Consider the following 20,016-nt stretch of genomic DNA (forward strand, 5'->3'; position numbering starts at 1 on the left):
ACTCGATCGTCGTTTCGTCCGTCACCGATCACACCTCCCCCGTAGACAACGAGTCACCACGATAGACGACCCGCACGACATGACGGTCCGGTTCCTCCCTGAGTCGCAGCATCCACCCCCGTTCGTTCGTCACAGATGTACGCCGATGCCGGAGTGCGGCGTACATCTGTGACGAACGAACGGATGGGAGCAGGCGCGGGCGAAGCTCGGGCAGGCGTCGAAGCCTGCGGGCCGCGATAGCCTGATCGTCGGTCACGAGCCGAGGAACGGAAGACGGATGTCCACGAGAGAAGATCCCCGCAGCCCCTACGTCGCGAACGCCGAGCCGCACCCGTGGCGCCGCTACGTCGCGATCGGCGACTCCTTCACGGAGGGCGTGGGCGACCCCGAGCCGTCGGCCCCGAACGGGTTCCGCGGGTGGGCGGACCGCGTCGCCGAGGTGCTCTCGGAGCAGGTCGAGGACTTCGCGTACGCGAACCTCGCGATCCGCGGACGCCTCATCGGCCAGATCGTCGACGAGCAGGTGGCGCCGGCGATCGCGCTCAAGCCCGACCTGGTGACCTTCTCGGCGGGCGGCAACGACGTCATCCGCCCGAACGGCGACCCCGACCACGTCGCGCAGCTCTTCGAGGACGCCGTCGTGCGTCTCTCGCGCGACGGTGCGACGGTCGTGGTGTTCACCGGCATCGACACGGCGTTCACCCCGGTGTTCCGCGGCATCCGCGGCAAGGTCGCGATCTACAACGAGAACATCCGCGCGATCGCCGACAAGTACGACTGCATCGTCGCCGACCAATGGGCGCTCAAAGAGGTGCAGGACATGCGCTTCTTCGACGACGACCGCCTGCACTACAACGCACTCGGCCACCACGAGGTCGCCCGTATGGTCCTGCGCGCGCTCAACGTGCCGAACGACCTCCAGCCCATGCAGCCCGACCCGCTTCCGATCCGCACGTGGCGCGAAGCACGGGCGGTCGACGTCATGTGGGCGCGCGAGTACCTGGTGCCGTGGGTGCTGCGGCGCCTGCGCCACCAGTCGTCCGGCGATCACGTCACGGCCAAGCGACCCGACCCGCTGCCGGTGATCACGCTGGCCCCGGGACCGGACCCGGCGCCTGCGCGCGGCGAAGAGGTCTGACGTGGCGACGCACCTCATCACGGGGGCGGGCTCCGGCATCGGCGCGGCGCTGGCCGAACGGCTCGCCGCGCGCGGCGATGACCTGTGGCTGCTCGTGCGCGACGCCGGCCGGGCCGCCCAGCTGCGCGAGCGCCTCCCCGGCGCGCAGACGCTCGTCGGCGACCTCGCCGACCCTGCGCGCCTGTCGTGGGCGTTCAGCCACCAGAGCGTGCCGCCGCGCCTCGACTCGCTCATCCACGTGGCCGGCGTCGTGGAGCTCGGCGCGATCGGCGAGACGCCCGTCGCGACCTGGCAGCGCCAGCTCAACGTCAACGCCGTCGCGCCGGCGGAGCTCACCCGGCTGATGCTCCCGGCGCTGCGCACCGCACGCGGGCGCGTCGTGTTCGTGAACTCCGGCGCGGGACTGCGCGTGAGCCCCGAGTGGGGTTCGTACGGGGCGAGCAAGTTCGCGGTGCGAGCCGTCGCCGATGCCCTCCGCGAGGAGGAACGGGCGAACGGCGTCCGCGTGACGACGGTGTACCCCGGGCGCACGGCGACCCCGATGCAGGAGAAGGTGCACCAGCAGGAGGGCGCCGAGTACGACGCGTCCCAGTGGATCGACCCGGCCTCGGTCGCGACCGCGATCCTCGCCGCACTCGACCTCCCGCGCGACGCGGATCTCACCGAGCTGATGGTCCGTCCCGGCGCCTGAGGGCGCCTGACATCGGCGCGTCGCGGGGCCGGGTCAGCGCGACCGCAGCTCCCACAGCGCCACCGCGCTCGCCGCGGCGACGTTGAGCGAGTCGACCCCACCGGCCATCGGGATCGTGACGACGGTGTCGGCCGCCTCGAGCGCGCGACGGGAGAGGCCGTCGCCCTCGGCACCGAGCATGAGCGCGACACGTTCGGGGCGCCGCGCGCTGAACGCGTCCAGTGCGACGGCGTCGTCGGAGAGGGCGAGCGCAGCCAGCTCGAAGCCCGCGTCGTGCAGCACCTCGCGGGCCTCGCCCCACTCGGGCAGCCGCGTCCACGGCACCTGGAACACCGTGCCCATGCTCACGCGCACGCTGCGCCGATAGAGCGGGTCGGCGCACCTGGGGCTCACGAGCACGGCGTCGGCGCCGAGCCCGGCCGCCGCGCGGAAGATGGCGCCGACGTTGGTGTGATCGACGATGTCCTCGAGCACGACCACGAGCCGCGCACCCGCGACGACGTCGGCCACCGGCGGGAGCTCGGGGCGATGCATCGACGCCAGCGCACCCCGGTGCACGGCGTACCCGGTCAGGGACTCGGCGATCTCTGGCGTCACCACGTACACCGGCACCGCAGCATCCGTCACGCGGTCGGCGACGTCGGGGAGCCACTTCTCCTGCACGAGCACGGACCGCGGGCGATGGCCGGCCGCGATCGCGCGGCCGATGACCTTCGCCGACTCGGCGATGTACAGGCCGCCCTCGGGCTCGATCACACGCCGCAGCGCGACATCGGTGAGATCGCGGAAGTCGGCGAGTCGCTCATCGGAGGCGTCGGAGATCCGTTCGATGGCCACCCGCCTACTCTCGCAGACGCCGTAACATCCCGGAAAACCGCGGGGCCTACACTCGACGCGAAGGGGGTGCACCGTGACCACGATCGCGACCGGATTGGACGCCCGGACGACGGATGCCGTGGCCCAGGCCATCGCCACGCTCTCGGGCCGGCGGATCGCCGTGCTGACGGGCGCAGGCGTCTCGACCGATTCGGGGATCCCCGACTACCGCGGTGCGGGCGCGCCCGTACGCACACCGATGACGGTCGAGCAGTTCCTCTCGAGCGACGCATCGCGCCGCCGCTACTGGGTGGGCAGCCACCTCGGCTGGCGGGCCTTCGCCTCGGCCGAGCCGAACCCCGGCCACCGCGCCCTCGCCGACCTCGAGGCGCGAGGGATCGCGACCGGGGTCGTCACGCAGAACGTCGACGGCCTCCACGTGCGCGCCGGCAGCCGCCGCGTCGTGGAGCTGCACGGCACGATGCGCCGCATCTTCTGCACGCACTGCGGCCAGGTCTTCGACCGCCGCGACCTCGCCCGCCGCGTCGAGGACGACAACCCGTGGATCCGCGTGCCCGAGAACGTCGCGCTCGGCCCCGACGGCGACGTGCTCCCCGAGAGCACCGAGGGCTTCCGCATTCCCGAATGCAGCGTGTGCGGCGGGATGCTGAAGCCCGACGTCGTGTTCTTCGGCGAGTTCATCCCCGCCGAGAAGTTCCGCGAGGCCGAGCAGCTCGTGCACACCAGCGAGGCGCTCATCGTCGCCGGGTCGTCGCTGGTCGTGAACTCCGGCATCCGCCTGCTCGAGCGGGCGCGCCGCCGCCGCCTGCCCGTCGTCATCGTGAACCGCGGCGTGACGCGCGCCGACGCCCGCGCGACGGTCAAGATCGACGCCGGCACGAGCGAGGTGCTGCGGGCGCTCGCCGACGGGCTGCCCTCGCTCGCGTGAAGCGGCTGACGTCCAGGCGGCCCGGGTAGGGTCGAGAGCATGACCGCGCTCACCCTGATCCGCCACGGCGAGACCGATTGGAACCGCGACCGGCGCATCCAGGGCTCGACAGACATCCCCCTCAACGACACCGGCCGGGCGCAGGCGCGCGCCACCGCCTCGCTGCTGCGCGATCGCCTCGACGGCGGCCTGCCGGTCACCATCGTGTCCAGCGACCTCGCCCGCGCCCGCGAGACGGCGGAGATCATCGCCGCCGAGCTCGGTCTCGCTGCTCCCCGCACGTACGCCGGTCTGCGCGAGCGCGCGTACGGCGAGGCCGAGGGCGTCGGCATCGACGAGTTCCGTACCCGCTGGGGCGACTGGCACACGGCCGAGGTGCCGGGGGCCGAGCCGTGGCCCGAGCTGCGCGCACGCGCCATCGCCGCCCTCGGCGGCATCGTGCGGGAGCACCGTCGCGCGACCGCTCCCGCCTCGGCCTCGCTCATCGTCGTGAGCCACGGCGCGCTCATCCGCGAGGTGATGCGCCACGCGACCGCCGGCGAGCTGCCGCTCGAGGGCGAGCGCCTCGCCAACGGCGCGACCCACGACTTCGTCTACGAGCGCGACCACCTGCGGCTCGTCACCTACGCGGGGCTCGTCACCGAGGCTCCGGAGATCGCGGACGAGCGCGTCCGTCAGCCGGCGAGCGCCTGACCTCGGGCGGCGAGCTCTTCGTCGAGGATGCGGACCGCCTTCGGCCCGACACCGTGGATCGCCAGCAGCTCGCCGCGTGTGCGCTCGGTCAGTTGGTCGTAGCGGGTGATGCCGTGCACCGCGAGCTCGCGGCGGGCGACGGTGCCGATCCGCGTGGTGAGCTCGGACTCCGGGCTCATCCGTCCGCGCGGGCCAGCACGCCGCGGGCGTGGCGCAGCACCGGCTCGTCGACCATCCGCCCGTCGTAGGAGAACACGCCGCGCTCGCCGTCGGCGGCCGCGAGGACGGCTCGCGCCCACGCCACGGTCTTCTCGTCGGGGCGATAGGCGGCGCGGATGACGGCCACCTGGCTCGGGTGGATGCAGGCGGTGGCGCGGAAGCCGGAGGCCGCAGCATCCGCCGCCTCGATGGCCAGGCGCTTCGCGTCCTCGATGTCGAGGTGCACGGCGTCGATCGCCGCCTTTCCGCGCGCGGCGGCTGCGAGGAGCACGCGGGACCGGGCATAGCGTGCGATGTCGCGGTACCGGCCGTTGGGCTTGCGGCTGGAGGTGCCGCCGATGCTCGCGACGAGGTCCTCCGCGCCCCACATCATCGCGACGACGTTGTCGAGGGCGGCGATGCGGTCGGCCTGCGCGACCCCCTTCGCCGTCTCGCACAGCGCGACGACCTCGAACCGGGCGTCGATGCGCCCGATGCGCTTGGGAGACTCGGACTTCGCGACCATGATGCGCCGGTAGTCCGTCTGCGACAGCGTCGCGAGGTCGGCGGTGAAGGCGTCGGTCTCGGGCGGGTTCACGCGCACGACGACCCGTGCGGGGTCGAGCTCGGATTCGATGAGGTGGCCGCGCGCCGCGGTCTTGTCGGCGGGTGCCACCGCGTCCTCGAGGTCGAGGATCACCGCATCGGCCCGGTCGAACGCCTTCGCGTACCGCTCGGGGCGGTCGGCCGGGCAGAACAGCAGCGCGGGCCCGAGGTCGAAGCTCACGGGGTTCCTCCTTCGGCGGGCTCGCGGCCCGGTTGCGGTGCGCACCAGATGAGCGCGGTCCTCGTTGCGAGCGCGACGACCTCGCCCCGCTGGTTGCGGCCGATGTGCCGCAGGGTCACGATCCCCTGCCCCGGTCGCGACGCCGACAGCCGCTTGTCGAGCACCTCGCTCTCGGTGTACAGCGTGTCGCCGTGGAACAGCGGCGCCGGGAACGAGACGTCGGTGAGGCCGAGCTGCGCCACGAGCGTGCCCTGCGTGATCTGCGAGACGGATGCCCCGACCATCGTCGCGAGGGTCCACATCGAGTTCATGAGGCGCTGGCCGAACGGCTGCGACGCGGAGAACGCGGCATCCAGGTGAAGCGCCTGCGTGTTCATCGTGATGGACGAGAACAGCACGTTGTCGGCCTCGGTCGCCGTGCGGCCGGGGCGGTGCAGGTACCGCGCGCCGAGCTCGAGCTCGTCGTAGTAGAGGCCCCGCTGCACGACCTCGCGCGCGCTGCCGGCCGCAGCGTCGTTCTCGGAGGCGTCGGGGGTCACGTCTGTCACGCTACCCTCACGCCACGCCGAGCGCCCGCGCGATGACCAGGAGCTGCACCTCGTTCGTGCCCTCGCCGATCTCGAGGATCTTCGAGTCGCGGTAGTGCCGCGCGACCGGGTACTCGTTCATGAACCCGTTGCCGCCGAAGATCTGGGTCGCGTCGCGGGCGTTGTCCATGGCGGCGTCGCTCGCGGTGAGCTTCGCCATGGCCGCCTGCGTCTTGAACGGCTTGCCGGCATCCCGCAGGCGGGCCGCGTGATGCCACGCGAGCCGCGCGACGTGCACGCGCTGCTGCATGCGGGCGAGGAGGAACTGGATCCCCTGCCGCGTCGAGAGCGCGTCGCCGAATACCGTCCGCTTCTTGGCGTAGTCGACCGCCGCGTCGAGGCATCCCTCGGCCGCACCGGTGGCGAGCGCGGCGATCGCGATCCGGCCCTCGTCGAGGATGTGGAGGAAGTTCGCGAAGCCGCGCCCCTCCGCGCCGAGCAGGTTCGCCACGGGAACGCGCGCGTCCTGGAAGGTGAGGGGGTGCGTGTCGGAGGCGCGCCAGCCGACCTTGTCGTAACCCGGCTCGACGGTGAAGCCCGGGGTGCCGTTGGGCACGACGATGGTCGAGATCTCCTTGCGGCCGTCCGTCTCGCCGGTCACCGCGGTGACCGTGACGAACCGAGTGATGTCGGTGCCGGAGTTGGTGATGAACTGCTTCGAGCCGTTGATGACCCACTCGTCGCCGTCCCTGCGGGCGGTCGTGCGGGTGGCCCCGGCGTCCGACCCCGCCTCCGGCTCGGTGAGCCCGAACGCGGCGAGCGCGGTGCCCGCGAGCAGGTCGGGCAGGAGCTCCTGCTTCTGCTCCTCGGTGCCGAAGCGGAACACCGGCATCGCACCGAGGCTCACACCCGCCTCGAGGGTGATCGCGAGCGACTGGTCCACGCGGCCGAGGGCCTCGATCGCGAGGCACAGCGCGAAGTAGTCGCCGCCCTGACCGCCGTACTCCTCGGGGAACGGCAGGCCGAACAGCCCCATCTCCCCCATCTGCGCGACGACGTCCATCGGCAGGGTGTGCGTGCGGTCGGCCTCGTACGAGACGGGCGCGACGACCTCGTCGGCGAACTGGCGCACCAGGGCGGCGAGTTCGCGCTCGTCGTCCGAGAGGTCGTACGTGTCGTAGGTGTCCATTGCTGCTCCTCGGGTGTCAGGAGGTCGGCGCGGGCGCGTCGTGGGCGCCCGCGGTGGAGTCGTCGGGAGAGACGGATGCCGCGGCCGCCGCGTCCGAGAGGGAGACGTGGGCGAGCACCTGGTCGCGGCGGACCTGCACGCCGACGCCGACGTCGACGCGCACGACGCCGTCGTGCGGGGCGAGCACGGGGTGCTCCATCTTCATCGCCTCGATCGTGACGATGCGGTCCCCGGTGGCGACCGCCGCCCCGTCGGCGACATGCACCGCGACGACCGCACCCGGCATCGGGGCGCGCAGTTCGGGATCGGATGCTGCGGCTTCGCGTTCGCGGCCCGCCAGGCGCCGCTCCATCGCGGCGCGGCGGGTCAGCGGGCGCAGGCGGTGCGTGGCACCGTCGGCGTGCACCCAGACCCATCCGTCGGCGTCGATCGCGGTGCGCGCCGCCGGGGCGGCCGCAGAGGTGGCAAGTGTGGTCGCTTCCGGCGCGCCGAGGCGGCCGGACGCGCCACCTCCGCCGGCGGGTGCGGAGTGCACGACGCCGTGTTCGTCGAGGAGCCGGAGCATCGCGGGCACGGCGGGGGCACCCGCCCGCCAGCCCTCGAGCTCCTGCCAGGCCGCACCGATTCGCACAGAACGCGGTCGACCCGGGCGGCATGAGTCGAGCGACGCGGCCGCCCGCAGCACGGCGAGCGTCGGTGCGCCGCTCGAGTACGGCGGCATCCGGTCGATGAGCCCCGTGTCCATGTCGCCGGTCTGCACGCCGCCCTCGGCCAGGAGGGCGCGCAGGAACCCGAGGTTGGTGTCGAGTCCGAGCACCACCGTCGCGGCGAGCGCGGCGTCGAGCCGTGCGAGCGCGTCCGCGCGATCCGTGCCGTGCGCGATGACCTTCGCGATCATCGGGTCGTAGTCGGCTGTCACCAGGCTGGCGGTCTCGACGGCCGAATCGGTGCGCACGCCCTCGGCGGGCCGCCACGCCAGCACTTCGCCGGTCGCAGGGAGGAAGCCGCGCTCCGGCGACTCCGCGTACACGCGCGCCTCGATCGCGTGGCCGTCGAGGTGCACGTCGTCCTGCGAGAACGCGAGCGGCTCCCCCGCGGCGATCCGCAGCTGCTGCTCGACCAGGTCGAACCCGGTGACGAGCTCGGTGACCGGGTGCTCCACCTGCAGGCGCGTGTTCATCTCGATGAAGAAGAACTCGTCGGGCCGGGCGGCGGCGACCAGGAACTCGACGGTGCCCGCACCGCGATAGTCGACGGATGCCGCCGCCGCGCACGCCGCGGCGCCCAGCCGCGTGCGGATGTCGGCGTCGACGGCCGGCGACGGCGCCTCCTCGATCACCTTCTGGTGCCGGCGCTGCAGCGTGCACTCGCGCTCGCCGAGATGGACGACGGTCCCGTGCCCGTCGGCGAGCACCTGCACCTCGATGTGCCGCGGCCGTTCGATCAGCCGCTCGAGGAGGAGGGTGTCGTCGCCGAACGCGGCCGAGGCGACGCGCCGCGCCGTCGCGAGCGCCTCGGGCAGCTCCGCGGCGGACCGCACCACCTGCATGCCCTTGCCGCCGCCGCCCGCAGACGGCTTCACCAGGAGGGGGAAGCCGGTGCGCTCGGCGGAGGCCGCGATCTCAGCATCCGTCATCGCCGTGCCGTCTTCTCGGGCAGCGCTGAAGCCGGGCACCGTCGGCACGCCGTGCGCCACGACGTGCTCCTTCGCGCGGATCTTGTCGCCCATCACCTCGAGCGCGCGCTCACCGGGCCCGATGAAGACGATGCCCGCCTCGGCGCATGCGCGTGCGAATGCGACGTTCTCCGACAGGAACCCGTAGCCGGGGTGCACGGCCTGCGCGCCGCTGGAGACGGCCGCTCGGACGACGGCGTCGATGTCGAGGTACGACTCCGCGGCCGCCGCCGGGCCGATGCGCACGGCCGCGTCGGCTTCGCGCACGTGCGGTGCGTCGGCATCGGCGTCGCTGAAGACGGCGATCGAGCGGATGCCGAGGCGCCGAAGCGTGCGGATCACCCGGCGGGCGATCTCACCCCGGTTGGCGACGAGGACGGAATCGAACATGTTCCTCACATCCGGAAGACGCCGAAGCGGGGTTCGGCCAGCGGGGTGCGCGAGACGACGTCGAGGGCGAGGCCCAGCAGGTCGCGGGTGTCGAGCGGGTCGACGACGCCGTCGTCCCACAGGCGCGCGGTCGCGTAGTACGGGTCGCCCTGCTCCTCGTAGCGCGCGCGGATCGGGGCCTCGAACGCCGCCTGGTCCGCGGTCGACCACTCCTCGCCGCGTGCCTCGAGCTGGTCGCGCTTGACGGTCGACAGCACCGAGGCCGCCTGGTTGCCGCCCATCACCGAGATGCGGCTCGCGGGCCAGGTCCACAGGAACCGCGGCGAGTACGCGCGACCGCACATCGAGTAGTTGCCGGCGCCGAACGAACCGCCGATCACGACGGTCAGCTTGGGCACGCGGGTGGTGGCGACCGCCGTGACCATCTTGGCGCCGTCCTTCGCGATGCCGCCGGCCTCGGCGTCGCGCCCGACCATGAAGCCCGAGATGTTCTGCAGGAACAGCAGCGGCACGCCGCGCTGATCGCACAGCTCGATGAAGTGGGCGCCCTTCTGGGCGGACTCGCTGAACAGCACGCCGTTGTTCGCGATGACACCGACCGGGTGCCCGTGGATGCGCGCGAAGCCCGTGACCAGCGTGTCGCCGTACTCGCGCTTGAACTCGTGCAGCTCGCTGCCGTCGACCAGGCGCGCGATGACCTCGCGCACGTCGTAGGGCTGGTTCACGTCGACCGGCACGACGCCGTAGAGATCGGATGCCTCCACCGCCGGCTCGACGGACGGCACGACCTCCCATGCGGGCTCGGCCGGCGCGGGCAGCGTCGCGACGATGTCGCGCACGATCTCGAGCGCGTGCTCGTCGTCCTCTGCGAGGTGGTCGACCACGCCGGAGCGGCGGGCGTGCAACTCTCCCCCGCCGAGCTCCTCGGCGGTGACGATCTCGCCGATCGCCGCCTTCACGAGCGGCGGGCCGCCGAGGAAGATCGTGCCCTGGTTGCGCACGATCACCGTCTCGTCGCTCATCGCGGGCACGTAGGCGCCGCCGGCCGTGCACGAGCCGAGGACGGCAGCGATCTGCGGGATGCCGGCAGCTGACAGCCGCGCCTGGTTGAAGAAGATGCGGCCGAAGTGGTCGCGGTCGGGGAACACCTCGTCCTGCATCGGCAGGAAGGCCCCGCCGGAATCGACGAGGTAGACGCACGGCAGACGGTTCTCGAGCGCGATCTCCTGCGCCCGCAGGTGCTTCTTCACCGTGAGCGGGTAGTACGTCCCACCCTTGACCGTCGCGTCGTTGCACACCACCATCACGTGGCGGCCGTGCACCAGCCCGATCCCCGCGATCACGCCGGCCGCGGGCGCCTCACCGTCGTAGAGACCTTCCGCAGCGAGCGGTGCGACCTCGATGAACGGGCTCCCCTCGTCGAGCAGACGCGTGACGCGGTCGCGCGGCAGCAGCTTCCCGCGTGCGACATGCCGCTCTCGCGAGGCGGCGGGTCCGCCGACGGATGCTGCGGCCAGCCGCTCCCGCAGCTCCTCCGCCAGCTTCCGCTGGGCGTCGCGCGTGCGCACGAAGGCATCGTCGTGCACGGCGGCACTGCTCAGCACGCTCATCCGGATCTCCCGCGCATCCTCTTCGACGTCACGATCGGATCACGTCCGTTGTCGGGACGCGATCGGATTGGTTAGTGTTCACTAACTGAGGTTCAGGTTAGCGAGCCTTAACTGGATTTACAAGCGGAGCAGCAGATGACGAACGGTGTCACCGATCGCGATCGCGCGAAGGCCGACCGCCACGCGGCGATCCTCCACGAAGCGGCGGCCCTCTTCGCCGAGCGTGGCTTCAGCGGCGTCAGCCTCGAAGACATCGGCGGAGCGGTCGGGGTCAGCGGGCCCGCGCTCTACCGCCACTTCGCCAACAAGCAGGCCCTGCTCGGCGCCATCCTCGTCGAGGTGAGCGAACGGCTCCTCGCGGGCGGGCGCGCGGTGCTGTCGACCCACCATGAGGCGGACGAGCAGCTGGACGCGATCATCGCCTTCCACGTGGAGTTCGCGTTGCGCGACGCCGACGTCATCCGGGTGCAGGACCGCGACCTGGCGAGCCTCAGCGACGACGACCGCCACACGGTGCGGCGCCTCCAGCGCGAATACGTCGAGGTCTGGATCGGCATCCTGTCGACGGTCCATCCCGATCGCGAGGAGGACGACCTGCGCGTCCGGGCGCACGCGTGCTTCGGCCTCATCAACTCGACCCCCCACACCGTGCGCGCGTCCCGGTCGCGCCCCGGCGAGCGCGATGTGCGCACCATCCTCCGCACGATGGCGCGTGCCTCGCTGACCGCCTGACCCGCGGCGAGGCCCTAGTCTGGACCCACCATGGCGGGGCACAGCCGGCAGGACGACGCAGACGGGGCGGGTCGCGTCGACGGCACCGAGTCGTCCAGCGCATCCCCTGCGCCCGACGCGAGCCGCTCCCCCGCGCCTCCCGATGCGAGCTCGCGTCGGGACTTCCTGAAGCTCGGCGGCGTGGCCGCCGCGGGCCTCGTCGTGGGCGGAGCCGTCGGAGCCGCTGCCGGCGCATCCCTCGGCCACACGATCGGCTACCGGGAGGGATCGGTCGACCTCGGCGCGGTGCCGCCGCGGTCGGAGCCCGGGTTCGACCACGTCGTCGTGCTGATGGGCGAGAACCGGTCGTTCGACAACCTCCTGGGGTGGCTGTACACGCCCGACACCCTGCCCGACGGCGCCACGTTCGACGGCCTCGCCTTCGGCGACTACGCGAACACCGCGCCCTCCGGCGAGCGCGTCTCGGTCCACGCCTACACGGGACCCACGGACGACGTCATGGCGCGGCCCGACCCCGACCCCGGCGAGGAGTTCCCGCACGTCAACACCCAGCTGTTCGGCGTCGTCGACCCCCGGGAGAACGCGGCGAGCCAGGTGGGCGACATGACGGCGCCCTTCAACGCACCGCCGTCGGGAAGCGCGCCGACGATGGAGGGCTTCCTCCACGACTACTGGAACAACCTGACCCGCCTGCGGCACGGCGAAGAGCCCACCATCGATGAGGCGTCCCACATCATGGGCGGCTTCTCCCCTGAGCAGCTCCCGGTGCTGTCGACGCTCGCGAAGGGGTTCGCCGTCTTCGACGCGTGGTTCGCGGCGGTGCCGTCGCAGACCTACTGCAACCGGTCCTTCTTCCACGCGTCGACGTCGCACGGCTTCGTCACCAACAAACACGGCGGGGGCTACGACAAGTGGCTCGACGCCGCGGCGGCTCCCACGATCTTCAACCGCCTCGAGGACGCGGGCATCCCGTGGAAGGTGTACTTCGACGAGATGCAGCTCGTGTCGCTCACGGGCATCCTGCACGCTCCGGTGCTGGAGAAGTACTGGCGCACCAGGCGCTTCGGCCACATGTCGGAGTTCTATGACGACGCGAAGGCCGGCCGACTCCCGGCGTACGCCTTCATCGAGCCGCGGCTGGTGTACAACCACAACGACTTCCACCCGCCCTTCGGATCCCTCCGCGAGAGCGACGTCGACGGCGCACCGGTCGTCGACTCCGCGGTGTCGGACGTGCGCGCCGGCGAGCAGCTGGTCGCCGACGTCTACAACGCCGTGAAGGAGAGCGCGACCCCGGACGGGTCGAACGCGATGAACACGCTGCTGCTGATCACGTTCGACGAGCACGGCGGCACGTACGACCACGTGCCGCCCCCGACCGCGACACCCCCGGTCGCCGGCGACGAGCCGGGCGAGATGGGTTTCGCGTTCGACCGCCTCGGCGTGCGGGTCCCGGCGATCGCGGTCTCGGCGTACACGCGCGCGGGGACCATCGTGCACGACGAGATGCACCACGCCGCCGTGCTCGCGACGCTCGCGCGGCTGCACGGCCTGCGCCCGCTCACCCGGCGCGACGCCGAGGCGCGGGACCTGTTCCCGGTGGTGAACCTCGACACGCCGCGCGACCCCGCGAGCTGGCCGGTGGTGCACCCGATGTACGTGCCCCCCAACCCCGCGGAGGACGAGCTCTCGGACCTCAAGGACGGTCCCCACAAGCACAAGCCGCTGAGTCCGCCCGGACGCGGCCTGCTCGGGCTGCTCATCGCACGGTACGAGGCACCCGGCTCCGCGGAGCCCGAGACCTACGCCGAGGCGTACGAGGTGCTGCAGAAGCACGGCCTCGGCCTGTTCTACCCGAAGGAGGACTGACCGGCCGGCCCCCAAGGTGCCGGCCGGTCAGCGGCCTTCTCAGCGCAGCAGCATCGCCCGCCCGGGTTCGCGGAGGATGTCGGCGACGTCGACGAGGAAGCGCGACCCCTGCTCGCCGTCGACCAGCCGGTGGTCGAACGACAGCGCCAGCGTCATCACGTCGCGCAGCGCGATCTCGCCGCGGTGCTCCCACGGCTGGCGCCGCACGGCACCGAGCGCGAGGATGCCGGCCTCCCCGGGGTTGATGATCGGCGTTCCCGCGTCGACGCCGAACACGCCGACGTTCGTGATCGAGAACGTGCCGCCCATCATGTCGGCCGGCGATGTCTTCCCGGCGCGCGCGGTCTCGGCGAGCCGCCGGATCGCGTCGGCCAGCTCGACCAGGGTGAGCTGCTGGGCGTCCCTGATGTTGGGCACGACGAGGCCCCTGCCGGTCGCCGCGGCGATGCCGAGATTGACGTAGTGGTGCTCGACGATCTCGCCTGCCGCGTCGTCCCACTTCGAGTTCAGGCCGGGGTGACGGCCGAGCGCGAGGCACACGGCCTTCGCGGCGACGGCCATGATCCCGATCCGGTGCTCCTGCAGGTCGCGGTCGGCCTTCAGCGAAGCGATGAGCTCGCTCGTCGCCGTGACGTCGACCGTCAGGAACGTCGTGACGTGCGGTGCGGTGAAGGCGCTGCGCACCATCGCGTCCGCGGTCATGCGCCGCACTCCGCGGATCGGAGTGCGCGTCGTCCGCTCCCCCGCCTCGGCGGCCGGGGGCATCTCGAACGTCTCGACGGGTTCGGCGGCGGCAGGTGCGGTCGCCGTGGCACCCACACGCGTCGCGTACTCCTCGACGTCGGCGCGCGTGATCACGCCCGAGGCCCCGCTCGCCTCGACGAGCGCGAGGTCGACCCCGAGCTGCTTCGCGAGTTTCCGCACCGGCGGCGTCGAGCGCGGACGCTCGACCGGGCGCTCCACGATGTCGGCGAACTGGATCGCGTCGTGCGGGGCAGCCTCGAGGACGGCGGTGTCGGATGCTGCCGCCACGGCGCCCGCGACGCGCGCCCGGCGCTGCGGTCGCCCTGCGCCCCGGGGCGCGGCTCCGTAGCCGACCAGGTTGGGCTCGGACTTCGTCGCGTCGGCATGTGCGCTCGTGGCGGCCGCGGGTGCGGATGCCTCGGCCTCTGCGACGGGCGCGGAGGGCGCAGCATCCGTGCCGCCGATGTCGAAGGAGATCAGCACCGAGCCCACCGCCACGACATCGCCCGCCTCGGCGTGGAGCGCCGTGATGGTGCCGGCGTACGGCGACGGGAGCTCGACGACCGCCTTCGCCGTCTCGACCTCGGCGATCGTCTGGTTGAGGGTGACCGTGTCGCCGACGGCGACCAGCCACTGCACGAGCTCGGCTTCGGGCAGGCCCTCGCCGAGGTCGGGGAGCATGAAGTCCTGCGTCATGAGACTGTCTCCTTCATCGGACGCTTCGCGTCCGACGCGCTGTCGCGCATCATTGCTCCAGCACCCCCGACAGGCTGTTGGGCTTGTCCATGACGCGGTCGACGGCGTCGAGGATGCGGTCGAGGTCGGGCAGGTGGTGCTTCTCGAGCTTCGCGGGCGGGTAGGGGATGTCGTGCCCGGTGACGCGCTGCGGCGCCGCCTCGAGGTAGTTGAAGCAGCGCTCCGTGACACTGGCGATCAGTTCGGCGCCGACGCCCGCCTCGCGCGCGGCCTCGTGCGTGACGACGACGCGGCCGGTCTTGCGGACGGACGCCGTCACCGTGCGATAGTCGACCGGCGAGATCGAGCGCAGATCGATGACCTCGATCGAGACGCCGTCGTCCTCGGCGGCGGTCGCCGCGTCCATCGCGGTCGCGACCTGCGAGCCGTAGGTCAGCAGCGTCACATCGCTGCCCTCGCGGGCGACGCGCGCGAGGCCCATCGGCGGGGCGTCCGCGAGCTGCACGTCGAGGTCGACCTCGCCCTTGGTGTGGTAGAGCCGCTTCGGCTCGAAGTACACCACGGGGTCGTCAGACGCGATGGCCTGGCGGAGCATGACATAGGCGTCCTGCGGGTTCGAGACCGCGACGACCCGCAGTCCCGACGTGTGCACGAAGTACGCCTCCGGCGACTCCGAGTGGTGCTCGGCCGCGCCGACGCCACCCGCCCACGGGATGCGGATCGTGATCGGCATCTTCACGTTGCCACGCGTGCGGTAGTGCAGCTTCGCCACCTGGCACACGATCTGGTCGAACGCGGGGTACACGAAGCCGTCGAACTGGATCTCGACGACGGGGCGGTAGCCGCGGAAGGCGAGCCCGACGGCGGTGCCCATGATGCCGGCCTCGGCGAGCGGGGTGTCGATCACCCGCTGGGCGCCGAACTGGTCGAGCAGGCCGTCGGTGATGCGGAACACGCCGCCGAGCTTGCCGATGTCCTCGCCCATGACGAGGACCTTGTCGTCGTCCGCCATCGCGCGGCGGAGTCCTTCGTTGATGGCCTTCGCCATCGTCAGCTGCGTCATCGTCAGACCCCCTCGGCCGCGGGCGCGAACCCGTCGAGGTAGGCGCCGAACCACTCGCGCTGCTCGTCGAGGCCCGAGTGGGGCTCGGCGTAGACGTTGTCGAGCACCGTGAGGGGATCGCGGGTCTTCGCCGTCTGCGCCGCCTCGCGCACACCGGCCGCGAGGGCGTCGGCGTCCGCTTCGACGCTCGCCACGAACGCGTCGTCGAACTCGCCGCGCGACCGCAGCAGCGCCTCGACGCGCGCGATCGGGTCGCGGCGGCGCCACTTCTCGACCTCTTCCTTGTCGCGGTAGCGGGTGGGGTCGTCGGACGTGGTGTGCGGGCCCATGCGGTACGTGACCGCCTCGATGAACGCGGGGCCGTTGCCGCGGCGAGCGTTGTCGAGCGCCCAGCGCATGGCCGCGAAGCACGCCAGCACGTCGTTGCCGTCCACGCGCATGCTGGGGATGCCGAAGCCCGGCGCCCGGCCGGCGATCGGGAACTTGGCCTGCACCGTGACCGGCTCCGAGATCGCCCACTGGTTGTTCGTGCACACGAACACGACCGGGGCGCGGAACGACGACGCGAAGACCATCGCCTCGTTCACGTCGCCCTGACTGGAGGCGCCGTCGCCGAAGTAGGCGACCGAGACCTGATCGGTGCCGTCGCGCTGGACACCCATCGCGTAGCCGACGGCATGCAGCGCCTGCGCGCCGATGATGATCTGCTGCGTCGCGGTGTTGATGTCGTAGGGGTTGTAGGTCGAGTGCTCCTCGCCGCGCCACGCGAGCACGAAATCGGCGGGCTTGCCGCCGCGCGCGTAGACGACGCCGGTCTCGCGGTAGCTCGGGAACGCGAAGTCGTCGGCGCGGAGAGCCCGCGCGGTGCCGATCTGCGTCGCCTCCTGGCCCTGGCACGGCGGCCACAGGCCGAGCTGCCCCTGCCGCTGGAGGGCGACGCCCTCGGTGTCGATGCGCCGCAGCAGCACCATGTCGCGGTACAGGCCGCGCAGTGTCGCGGCGTCGACGTCGGCCACCCAGCGATCGAGCTCGGGGTCGGCGATGCGCTCGCCGTCGGGGGTCAGCAGTCGCGCGACATCCTCGATGTCGGTGGCGAGATCCGCTGTGGGTGTCAGGGTGTGCGTCATCGTCATCACTCCTCGTTGCCGGCCCCCTCGTGAGGGACCGCTTGGCGTGCGCCGGCCTCTTCGCCGACTTCTTCAACGGTACGTCCGCGTCGCACCTCGCTCAAGCATTCACGGACTTCTTGAGCATGTTGACAACTGATCCCGCCCAAAGGCGTGCTAACGTTTCGCACTATGAGTGCCCTGGATCACGTCGACCTGGAGCTGCTGGCAGCGCTCTCCGCCGACCCCCGCGCGACCGTCGTCGCACTCGCCGAACGTCTCGGCCTCTCGCGCAACACCGTCCAGGCGCGCATGTCGCGACTGGAGAAGGCGGGGGTCTTCCTGTCGTACGAGCGAGCCATCTCATCCGCCTCGCTGGGCTTCCCGATCGAGGCCTTCATCAGCGTCATCGTGCGACAGGCCGAGCTGCCCCGCATCGCCGTGGAGCTCGCCCGCGTTCCCGAGGTCGTGCAGGCCCACGGCCTGTCCGGTCAGGTCGATCTGCTGGTGCGCGTCGCGTGCCGCGACACGCAGCACCTGTTCGACACCGACGCCCGGATCCTCGCGATCGAGGGCGTCGAGCGCACCGAGACATCACTCGTGATGGGCGAGGTCATCGCCCACCGCGTGACCCCGCTCATGGAGCTGGCGCGACGGGAGCCGTAGCCGCGAGCTCCTTCGGGCTTCCGGTCGACGACGCGTCGGCGCGAACGAGCACCACCCCCACGAGGATCAGCGCACCGCCGACGAACTGGATGGGCGCGGGCACCTCGGCGAGGAAGATCCAGGCGAACATCAGCGCGAAGAGCACTTCGGACAGACCGACGAAGGACGCCACCCGCGAGCCGATGCGCGGCACCGCCATCACGCCCAGCGCGTAGCCGACGGTCGTCGCGATCGCGGCGACCCAGAGCAGCGGCATCCACCACGGCACTTCCACGCCCGCCAGCACGACGTCGACGGCCGGCGCCTGGAACGGCATGATGCCGGCGACGCACAGCACCCCCATCACGAGCGCGCCGGTCAGCAGGCCGCTTGCGGCCAGCGCGAGCGGCGGCAGGTCGTCGCCGGCGCGTTCGGCGATCACGAAGTACGCGCACACGCACACGGCCGCGGCGAGGGCGAAGAGCGTTCCGATCAGGTCGAACGACGCGCCCGAGATGTCCACGACGAGCACCAGGCCGAGCACCGCGACCGCGGAGCCCCACAGCACGAGCGCCGACGGCGCCTTGCGCGTGCGCACCCACACCGCCGCCACCAGCATGACCGGGGCGAGGTACTGGATGAGCAGCGCCACGGCCACCGGCATCCGCTGCATCGCGGAGAAGAAGAAGAGCTGGCAGCCGAGCACCGGCATGAGGCCGAACGCGACGATGAGCCGCCAATGCCGCCTGAGGAAGCCGCGCTGGCGTTTCATCGCCAGGAACAGCGCCGGTGAGAGCACGAGTCCTGCAACCCCCATGCGCACGAGCAGGGCGGCACCGAGCGACCAGCCGGCCTCGAGCAGGGGCTTGACGAACGGCCCGCTCGACGAGAACGCCAGCGCCGACGCGACGCCCATCACGAGGCCCGTGGTGCGCATGCGGGCACTCGCGCGGAATGCCGCGCTGGGAGCGATGATCGGGAGGGACGCGGTCGGGGCGGTCATGGGCGGCATCCGGCTGTCAGGAGTGAAGAGTGCTTACACTGGTGACAGTAGCGAACGGCATGTCAGGAGTCAACGTGATTTTCATTCATGACACGGAGCAGAATCTCCGCGCCGCGTCATACCTCGTCAACACGATGGCCGGCCTCGACGGCGAAGACACCCTGAAGACGCTCGAGGACTTCGAGGCCTACCTCCAGGTCAACCCCTACACGGGCACGATCCACCGCGACGAGGCGGAGCTCGCGGCGATCCGCGCCGTCCGTCCGCGGCTGCGACAGCTCTGGGAGGTCGACCGCGAGGGCGCGGTGCCCCTGGTCAACGAGATGCTCCGCGACGGCGAGGCGCTCCCCCGCCTGGTGATCCACGACGGCTTCGACTGGCACATCCATGCCACGCGAGACGACGCCCCCCTCGCCACGCGCATCCTCGTCGAGGCGGCCCTGGCCTTCGTCGACGTGATCCGCGCCGACGAGTACGACCGAGTGCGCATCTGCGCCGCCGACGACTGCGACGGCGTCTACGTCGACTTCTCGAAGAACGGCTCGAAGCGCTACTGCGACACCGGCAACTGCGGCAACCGCATGAACGTCAACGCGTACCGGCGTCGGAAGGCGCGAGAAACCGCGTGATCGCGTCTGCGGCAGCCGCCGGCGTCTCGTAGTGGATCAGGTGCCCGACGTCAGGGATCTCCACCAGCGCCGCATCCGGGAACATCGTGGCGAGCTCGCGCTCGGCCTCGATGGGCGTGATGTCGTCCCTCACCGCCGCCACCAGCAGCGTCGGCTGCGCGATGCGCGGCGCGAACGCGCGCACGTCGTGCGACACCGACGCGACGAACGCGTCGTGCAGCACGTCGCGGTCCGCGAAGCGCGAGAAGTAGGTGTCGTGCTGATCGTGCACGAATCGACGGATGCCGGCGTCCTTGGTCTTCGCCATCGACACGCTCATGACCCGCACGATGAGGCCGTTGCGCAGCAGCGCCTCGCCGAGGCCCTTCGGCAGCTTCGCCCCCGCCCAGTAATAGAAGACCGCGAGCCTCGTGAGGATGCCGCGCGGCCCCTCGAGCGCGGGAGCCCCGATCGGGTTGACGAGGATGACCCGCGGAGTCCCGAGGCCGCCGGCGACGGCGGCCGAGACGACGATCGAGCCGAACGAGTGGCCGAGGATCACCGCGCCCGGGGCGACCGCCGAGGCGAATTCGCGCAGCCACTCGGCGTAGAGGTCGAGGTCGTGCGTGCGGCCGGGAACGGGTGCCGTCTCGCCGAAGCCGGGCAGGTCGGGCGAGATCACCCGTGCGCTCGGCAGGTGGGCGACGACGGGCTCGAGTCCGTGGTGTTCGCCGCGGAAGCCGTGCACCGCGACGATGGTCGTCTCGGCGTCGGCGGGCCCGTAGACCCAGTACGCCGTCGTGCCGCCCAGCACGCCGACCTCGCGCCGCTCGACGGGGATCTCGTCGAGGAGCGGGGCGTACGGGTTCGGCGCGGTCACCCGTCGA

The 20,016-nt window shown here is 71.7% G+C and carries 20 protein-coding genes; 8 read left to right on the forward strand and 12 right to left on the reverse strand.

The genetic code is table 11. The features are described 5' to 3' along the window. Positions 1–277 precede the first annotated feature (277 nt). Positions 278–1,138, forward strand: a complete 861-nt coding sequence (locus ACFQ7C_RS13380; RefSeq protein WP_378901778.1) for an SGNH/GDSL hydrolase family protein — start codon at positions 278–280, stop codon at positions 1,136–1,138. A gap of 1 nt (position 1,139) precedes the next feature. After that, positions 1,140–1,829, forward strand: a complete 690-nt coding sequence (locus ACFQ7C_RS13385) for an SDR family oxidoreductase (protein WP_378901781.1) — start codon at positions 1,140–1,142, stop codon at positions 1,827–1,829. Between the two features lie 33 nt (positions 1,830–1,862). Here the strand turns inward: ACFQ7C_RS13385 and ACFQ7C_RS13390 are convergent, their stop codons facing one another. Next, on the reverse strand, positions 1,863–2,666 hold the full coding sequence (locus tag ACFQ7C_RS13390; RefSeq protein ID WP_378901784.1) for a TrmH family RNA methyltransferase: 804 nt from the start codon (positions 2,664–2,666) through the stop codon (positions 1,863–1,865). Between the two features lie 73 nt (positions 2,667–2,739). Here ACFQ7C_RS13390 and ACFQ7C_RS13395 point away from each other — a divergent pair, with 73 nt between their 5' ends. Both ACFQ7C_RS13395 and ACFQ7C_RS13400 read left to right on the forward strand, forming a co-directional pair. After that, on the forward strand, positions 2,740–3,594 hold the full coding sequence (locus ACFQ7C_RS13395; RefSeq protein ID WP_378901787.1) for a Sir2 family NAD-dependent protein deacetylase: 855 nt from the start codon (positions 2,740–2,742) through the stop codon (positions 3,592–3,594). Positions 3,595–3,633: 39 nt separating this feature from the next. Beyond that, positions 3,634–4,287, forward strand: coding sequence for a histidine phosphatase family protein (locus ACFQ7C_RS13400; protein WP_378901790.1), 654 nt, complete (start codon positions 3,634–3,636; stop codon positions 4,285–4,287). Here ACFQ7C_RS13400 and ACFQ7C_RS13405 read toward each other — a convergent pair. The 6 genes from ACFQ7C_RS13405 to ACFQ7C_RS13430 are packed head-to-tail and all read right to left on the reverse strand — an operon-like array spanning position 4,269 to position 10,663. Further along, the gene (locus tag ACFQ7C_RS13405) at positions 4,269–4,466 is read right to left on the reverse strand and encodes a hypothetical protein (RefSeq protein WP_378901793.1); all 198 of its coding nucleotides are present in this window, start codon (positions 4,464–4,466) and stop codon (positions 4,269–4,271) included. The two genes, ACFQ7C_RS13400 and ACFQ7C_RS13405, sit on opposite strands and share 19 nt — an antisense overlap. Then, positions 4,463–5,272 (reverse strand): HpcH/HpaI aldolase/citrate lyase family protein, encoded by an 810-nt coding sequence (locus ACFQ7C_RS13410; RefSeq protein ID WP_378901795.1) that lies wholly within the window; start codon positions 5,270–5,272, stop codon positions 4,463–4,465. The genes ACFQ7C_RS13405 and ACFQ7C_RS13410 overlap by 4 nt, the downstream gene beginning before the upstream one ends. After that, entirely contained in the window at positions 5,269–5,811 is a 543-nt protein-coding gene (locus ACFQ7C_RS13415) for a MaoC family dehydratase (RefSeq protein WP_378901798.1), read from the reverse strand. The genes ACFQ7C_RS13410 and ACFQ7C_RS13415 overlap by 4 nt, the downstream gene beginning before the upstream one ends. Positions 5,812–5,827: 16 nt before the next feature. Beyond that, on the reverse strand, positions 5,828–6,988 hold the full coding sequence (locus ACFQ7C_RS13420; protein WP_378901801.1) for an acyl-CoA dehydrogenase family protein: 1,161 nt from the start codon (positions 6,986–6,988) through the stop codon (positions 5,828–5,830). 16 nt (positions 6,989–7,004) lie between these two features. Then, on the reverse strand, positions 7,005–9,053 hold the full coding sequence (locus ACFQ7C_RS13425) for an acetyl/propionyl/methylcrotonyl-CoA carboxylase subunit alpha (RefSeq protein ID WP_378901804.1): 2,049 nt from the start codon (positions 9,051–9,053) through the stop codon (positions 7,005–7,007). A gap of 5 nt (positions 9,054–9,058) precedes the next feature. Further along, positions 9,059–10,663 (reverse strand): carboxyl transferase domain-containing protein, encoded by a 1,605-nt coding sequence (locus tag ACFQ7C_RS13430; RefSeq protein ID WP_378901807.1) that lies wholly within the window; start codon positions 10,661–10,663, stop codon positions 9,059–9,061. Positions 10,664–10,798: 135 nt separating this feature from the next. On the opposite strand from ACFQ7C_RS13430, the gene ACFQ7C_RS13435 reads away from it, so the two are divergent. Then, positions 10,799–11,395 (forward strand): TetR/AcrR family transcriptional regulator, encoded by a 597-nt coding sequence (locus tag ACFQ7C_RS13435; RefSeq protein ID WP_378901810.1) that lies wholly within the window; start codon positions 10,799–10,801, stop codon positions 11,393–11,395. Between the two features lie 30 nt (positions 11,396–11,425). Beyond that, complete coding sequence (locus ACFQ7C_RS13440) at positions 11,426–13,264, forward strand: alkaline phosphatase family protein (protein ID WP_378901813.1); 1,839 nt, start codon at positions 11,426–11,428, stop codon at positions 13,262–13,264. 39 nt (positions 13,265–13,303) lie between these two features. Here ACFQ7C_RS13440 and ACFQ7C_RS13445 read toward each other — a convergent pair whose 3' ends face one another. From ACFQ7C_RS13445 to pdhA, 3 genes are read right to left on the reverse strand one after another with little or no spacing between them, the layout of a single operon-like run. Further along, positions 13,304–14,704: a dihydrolipoamide acetyltransferase family protein gene (locus ACFQ7C_RS13445; protein ID WP_378901816.1), complete on the reverse strand. Its 1,401-nt coding sequence runs from the start codon at positions 14,702–14,704 to the stop codon at positions 13,304–13,306. A gap of 49 nt (positions 14,705–14,753) precedes the next feature. Continuing rightward, a complete protein-coding gene (locus ACFQ7C_RS13450; protein WP_378901819.1) occupies positions 14,754–15,767 on the reverse strand; it encodes an alpha-ketoacid dehydrogenase subunit beta in 1,014 nt (337 codons plus the stop codon). Positions 15,768–15,769: 2 nt separating this feature from the next. Further along, positions 15,770–16,900, reverse strand: a complete 1,131-nt coding sequence (gene pdhA / locus ACFQ7C_RS13455; RefSeq protein WP_378901822.1) for a pyruvate dehydrogenase (acetyl-transferring) E1 component subunit alpha — start codon at positions 16,898–16,900, stop codon at positions 15,770–15,772. 165 nt (positions 16,901–17,065) lie between these two features. On the opposite strand from pdhA, the gene ACFQ7C_RS13460 reads away from it, so the two are divergent. Then, entirely contained in the window at positions 17,066–17,539 is a 474-nt protein-coding gene (locus ACFQ7C_RS13460) for an Lrp/AsnC family transcriptional regulator (protein ID WP_378901825.1), read from the forward strand. Here the strand turns inward: ACFQ7C_RS13460 and ACFQ7C_RS13465 are convergent. After that, complete coding sequence (locus ACFQ7C_RS13465) at positions 17,511–18,521, reverse strand: DMT family transporter (protein WP_378901828.1); 1,011 nt, start codon at positions 18,519–18,521, stop codon at positions 17,511–17,513. The genes ACFQ7C_RS13460 and ACFQ7C_RS13465 overlap by 29 nt on opposite strands. A gap of 74 nt (positions 18,522–18,595) precedes the next feature. Here ACFQ7C_RS13465 and ACFQ7C_RS13470 point away from each other — a divergent pair, with 74 nt between their 5' ends. Next, complete coding sequence (locus ACFQ7C_RS13470) at positions 18,596–19,150, forward strand: CGNR zinc finger domain-containing protein (RefSeq protein WP_378901831.1); 555 nt, start codon at positions 18,596–18,598, stop codon at positions 19,148–19,150. Here ACFQ7C_RS13470 and ACFQ7C_RS13475 read toward each other — a convergent pair. After that, positions 19,110–20,009 carry an alpha/beta fold hydrolase gene (locus ACFQ7C_RS13475; RefSeq protein ID WP_378901834.1) on the reverse strand — a complete coding sequence of 300 codons (900 nt, stop codon included), beginning with the start codon at positions 20,007–20,009 and terminating at the stop codon, positions 19,110–19,112. The two genes, ACFQ7C_RS13470 and ACFQ7C_RS13475, sit on opposite strands and share 41 nt — an antisense overlap. Positions 20,010–20,016: the final 7 nt, after the last annotated feature.

It is taken from the genome of Microbacterium sp. NPDC056569 (assembly GCF_042793475.1).
Lineage (GTDB): Bacteria > Actinomycetota > Actinomycetes > Actinomycetales > Microbacteriaceae > Microbacterium.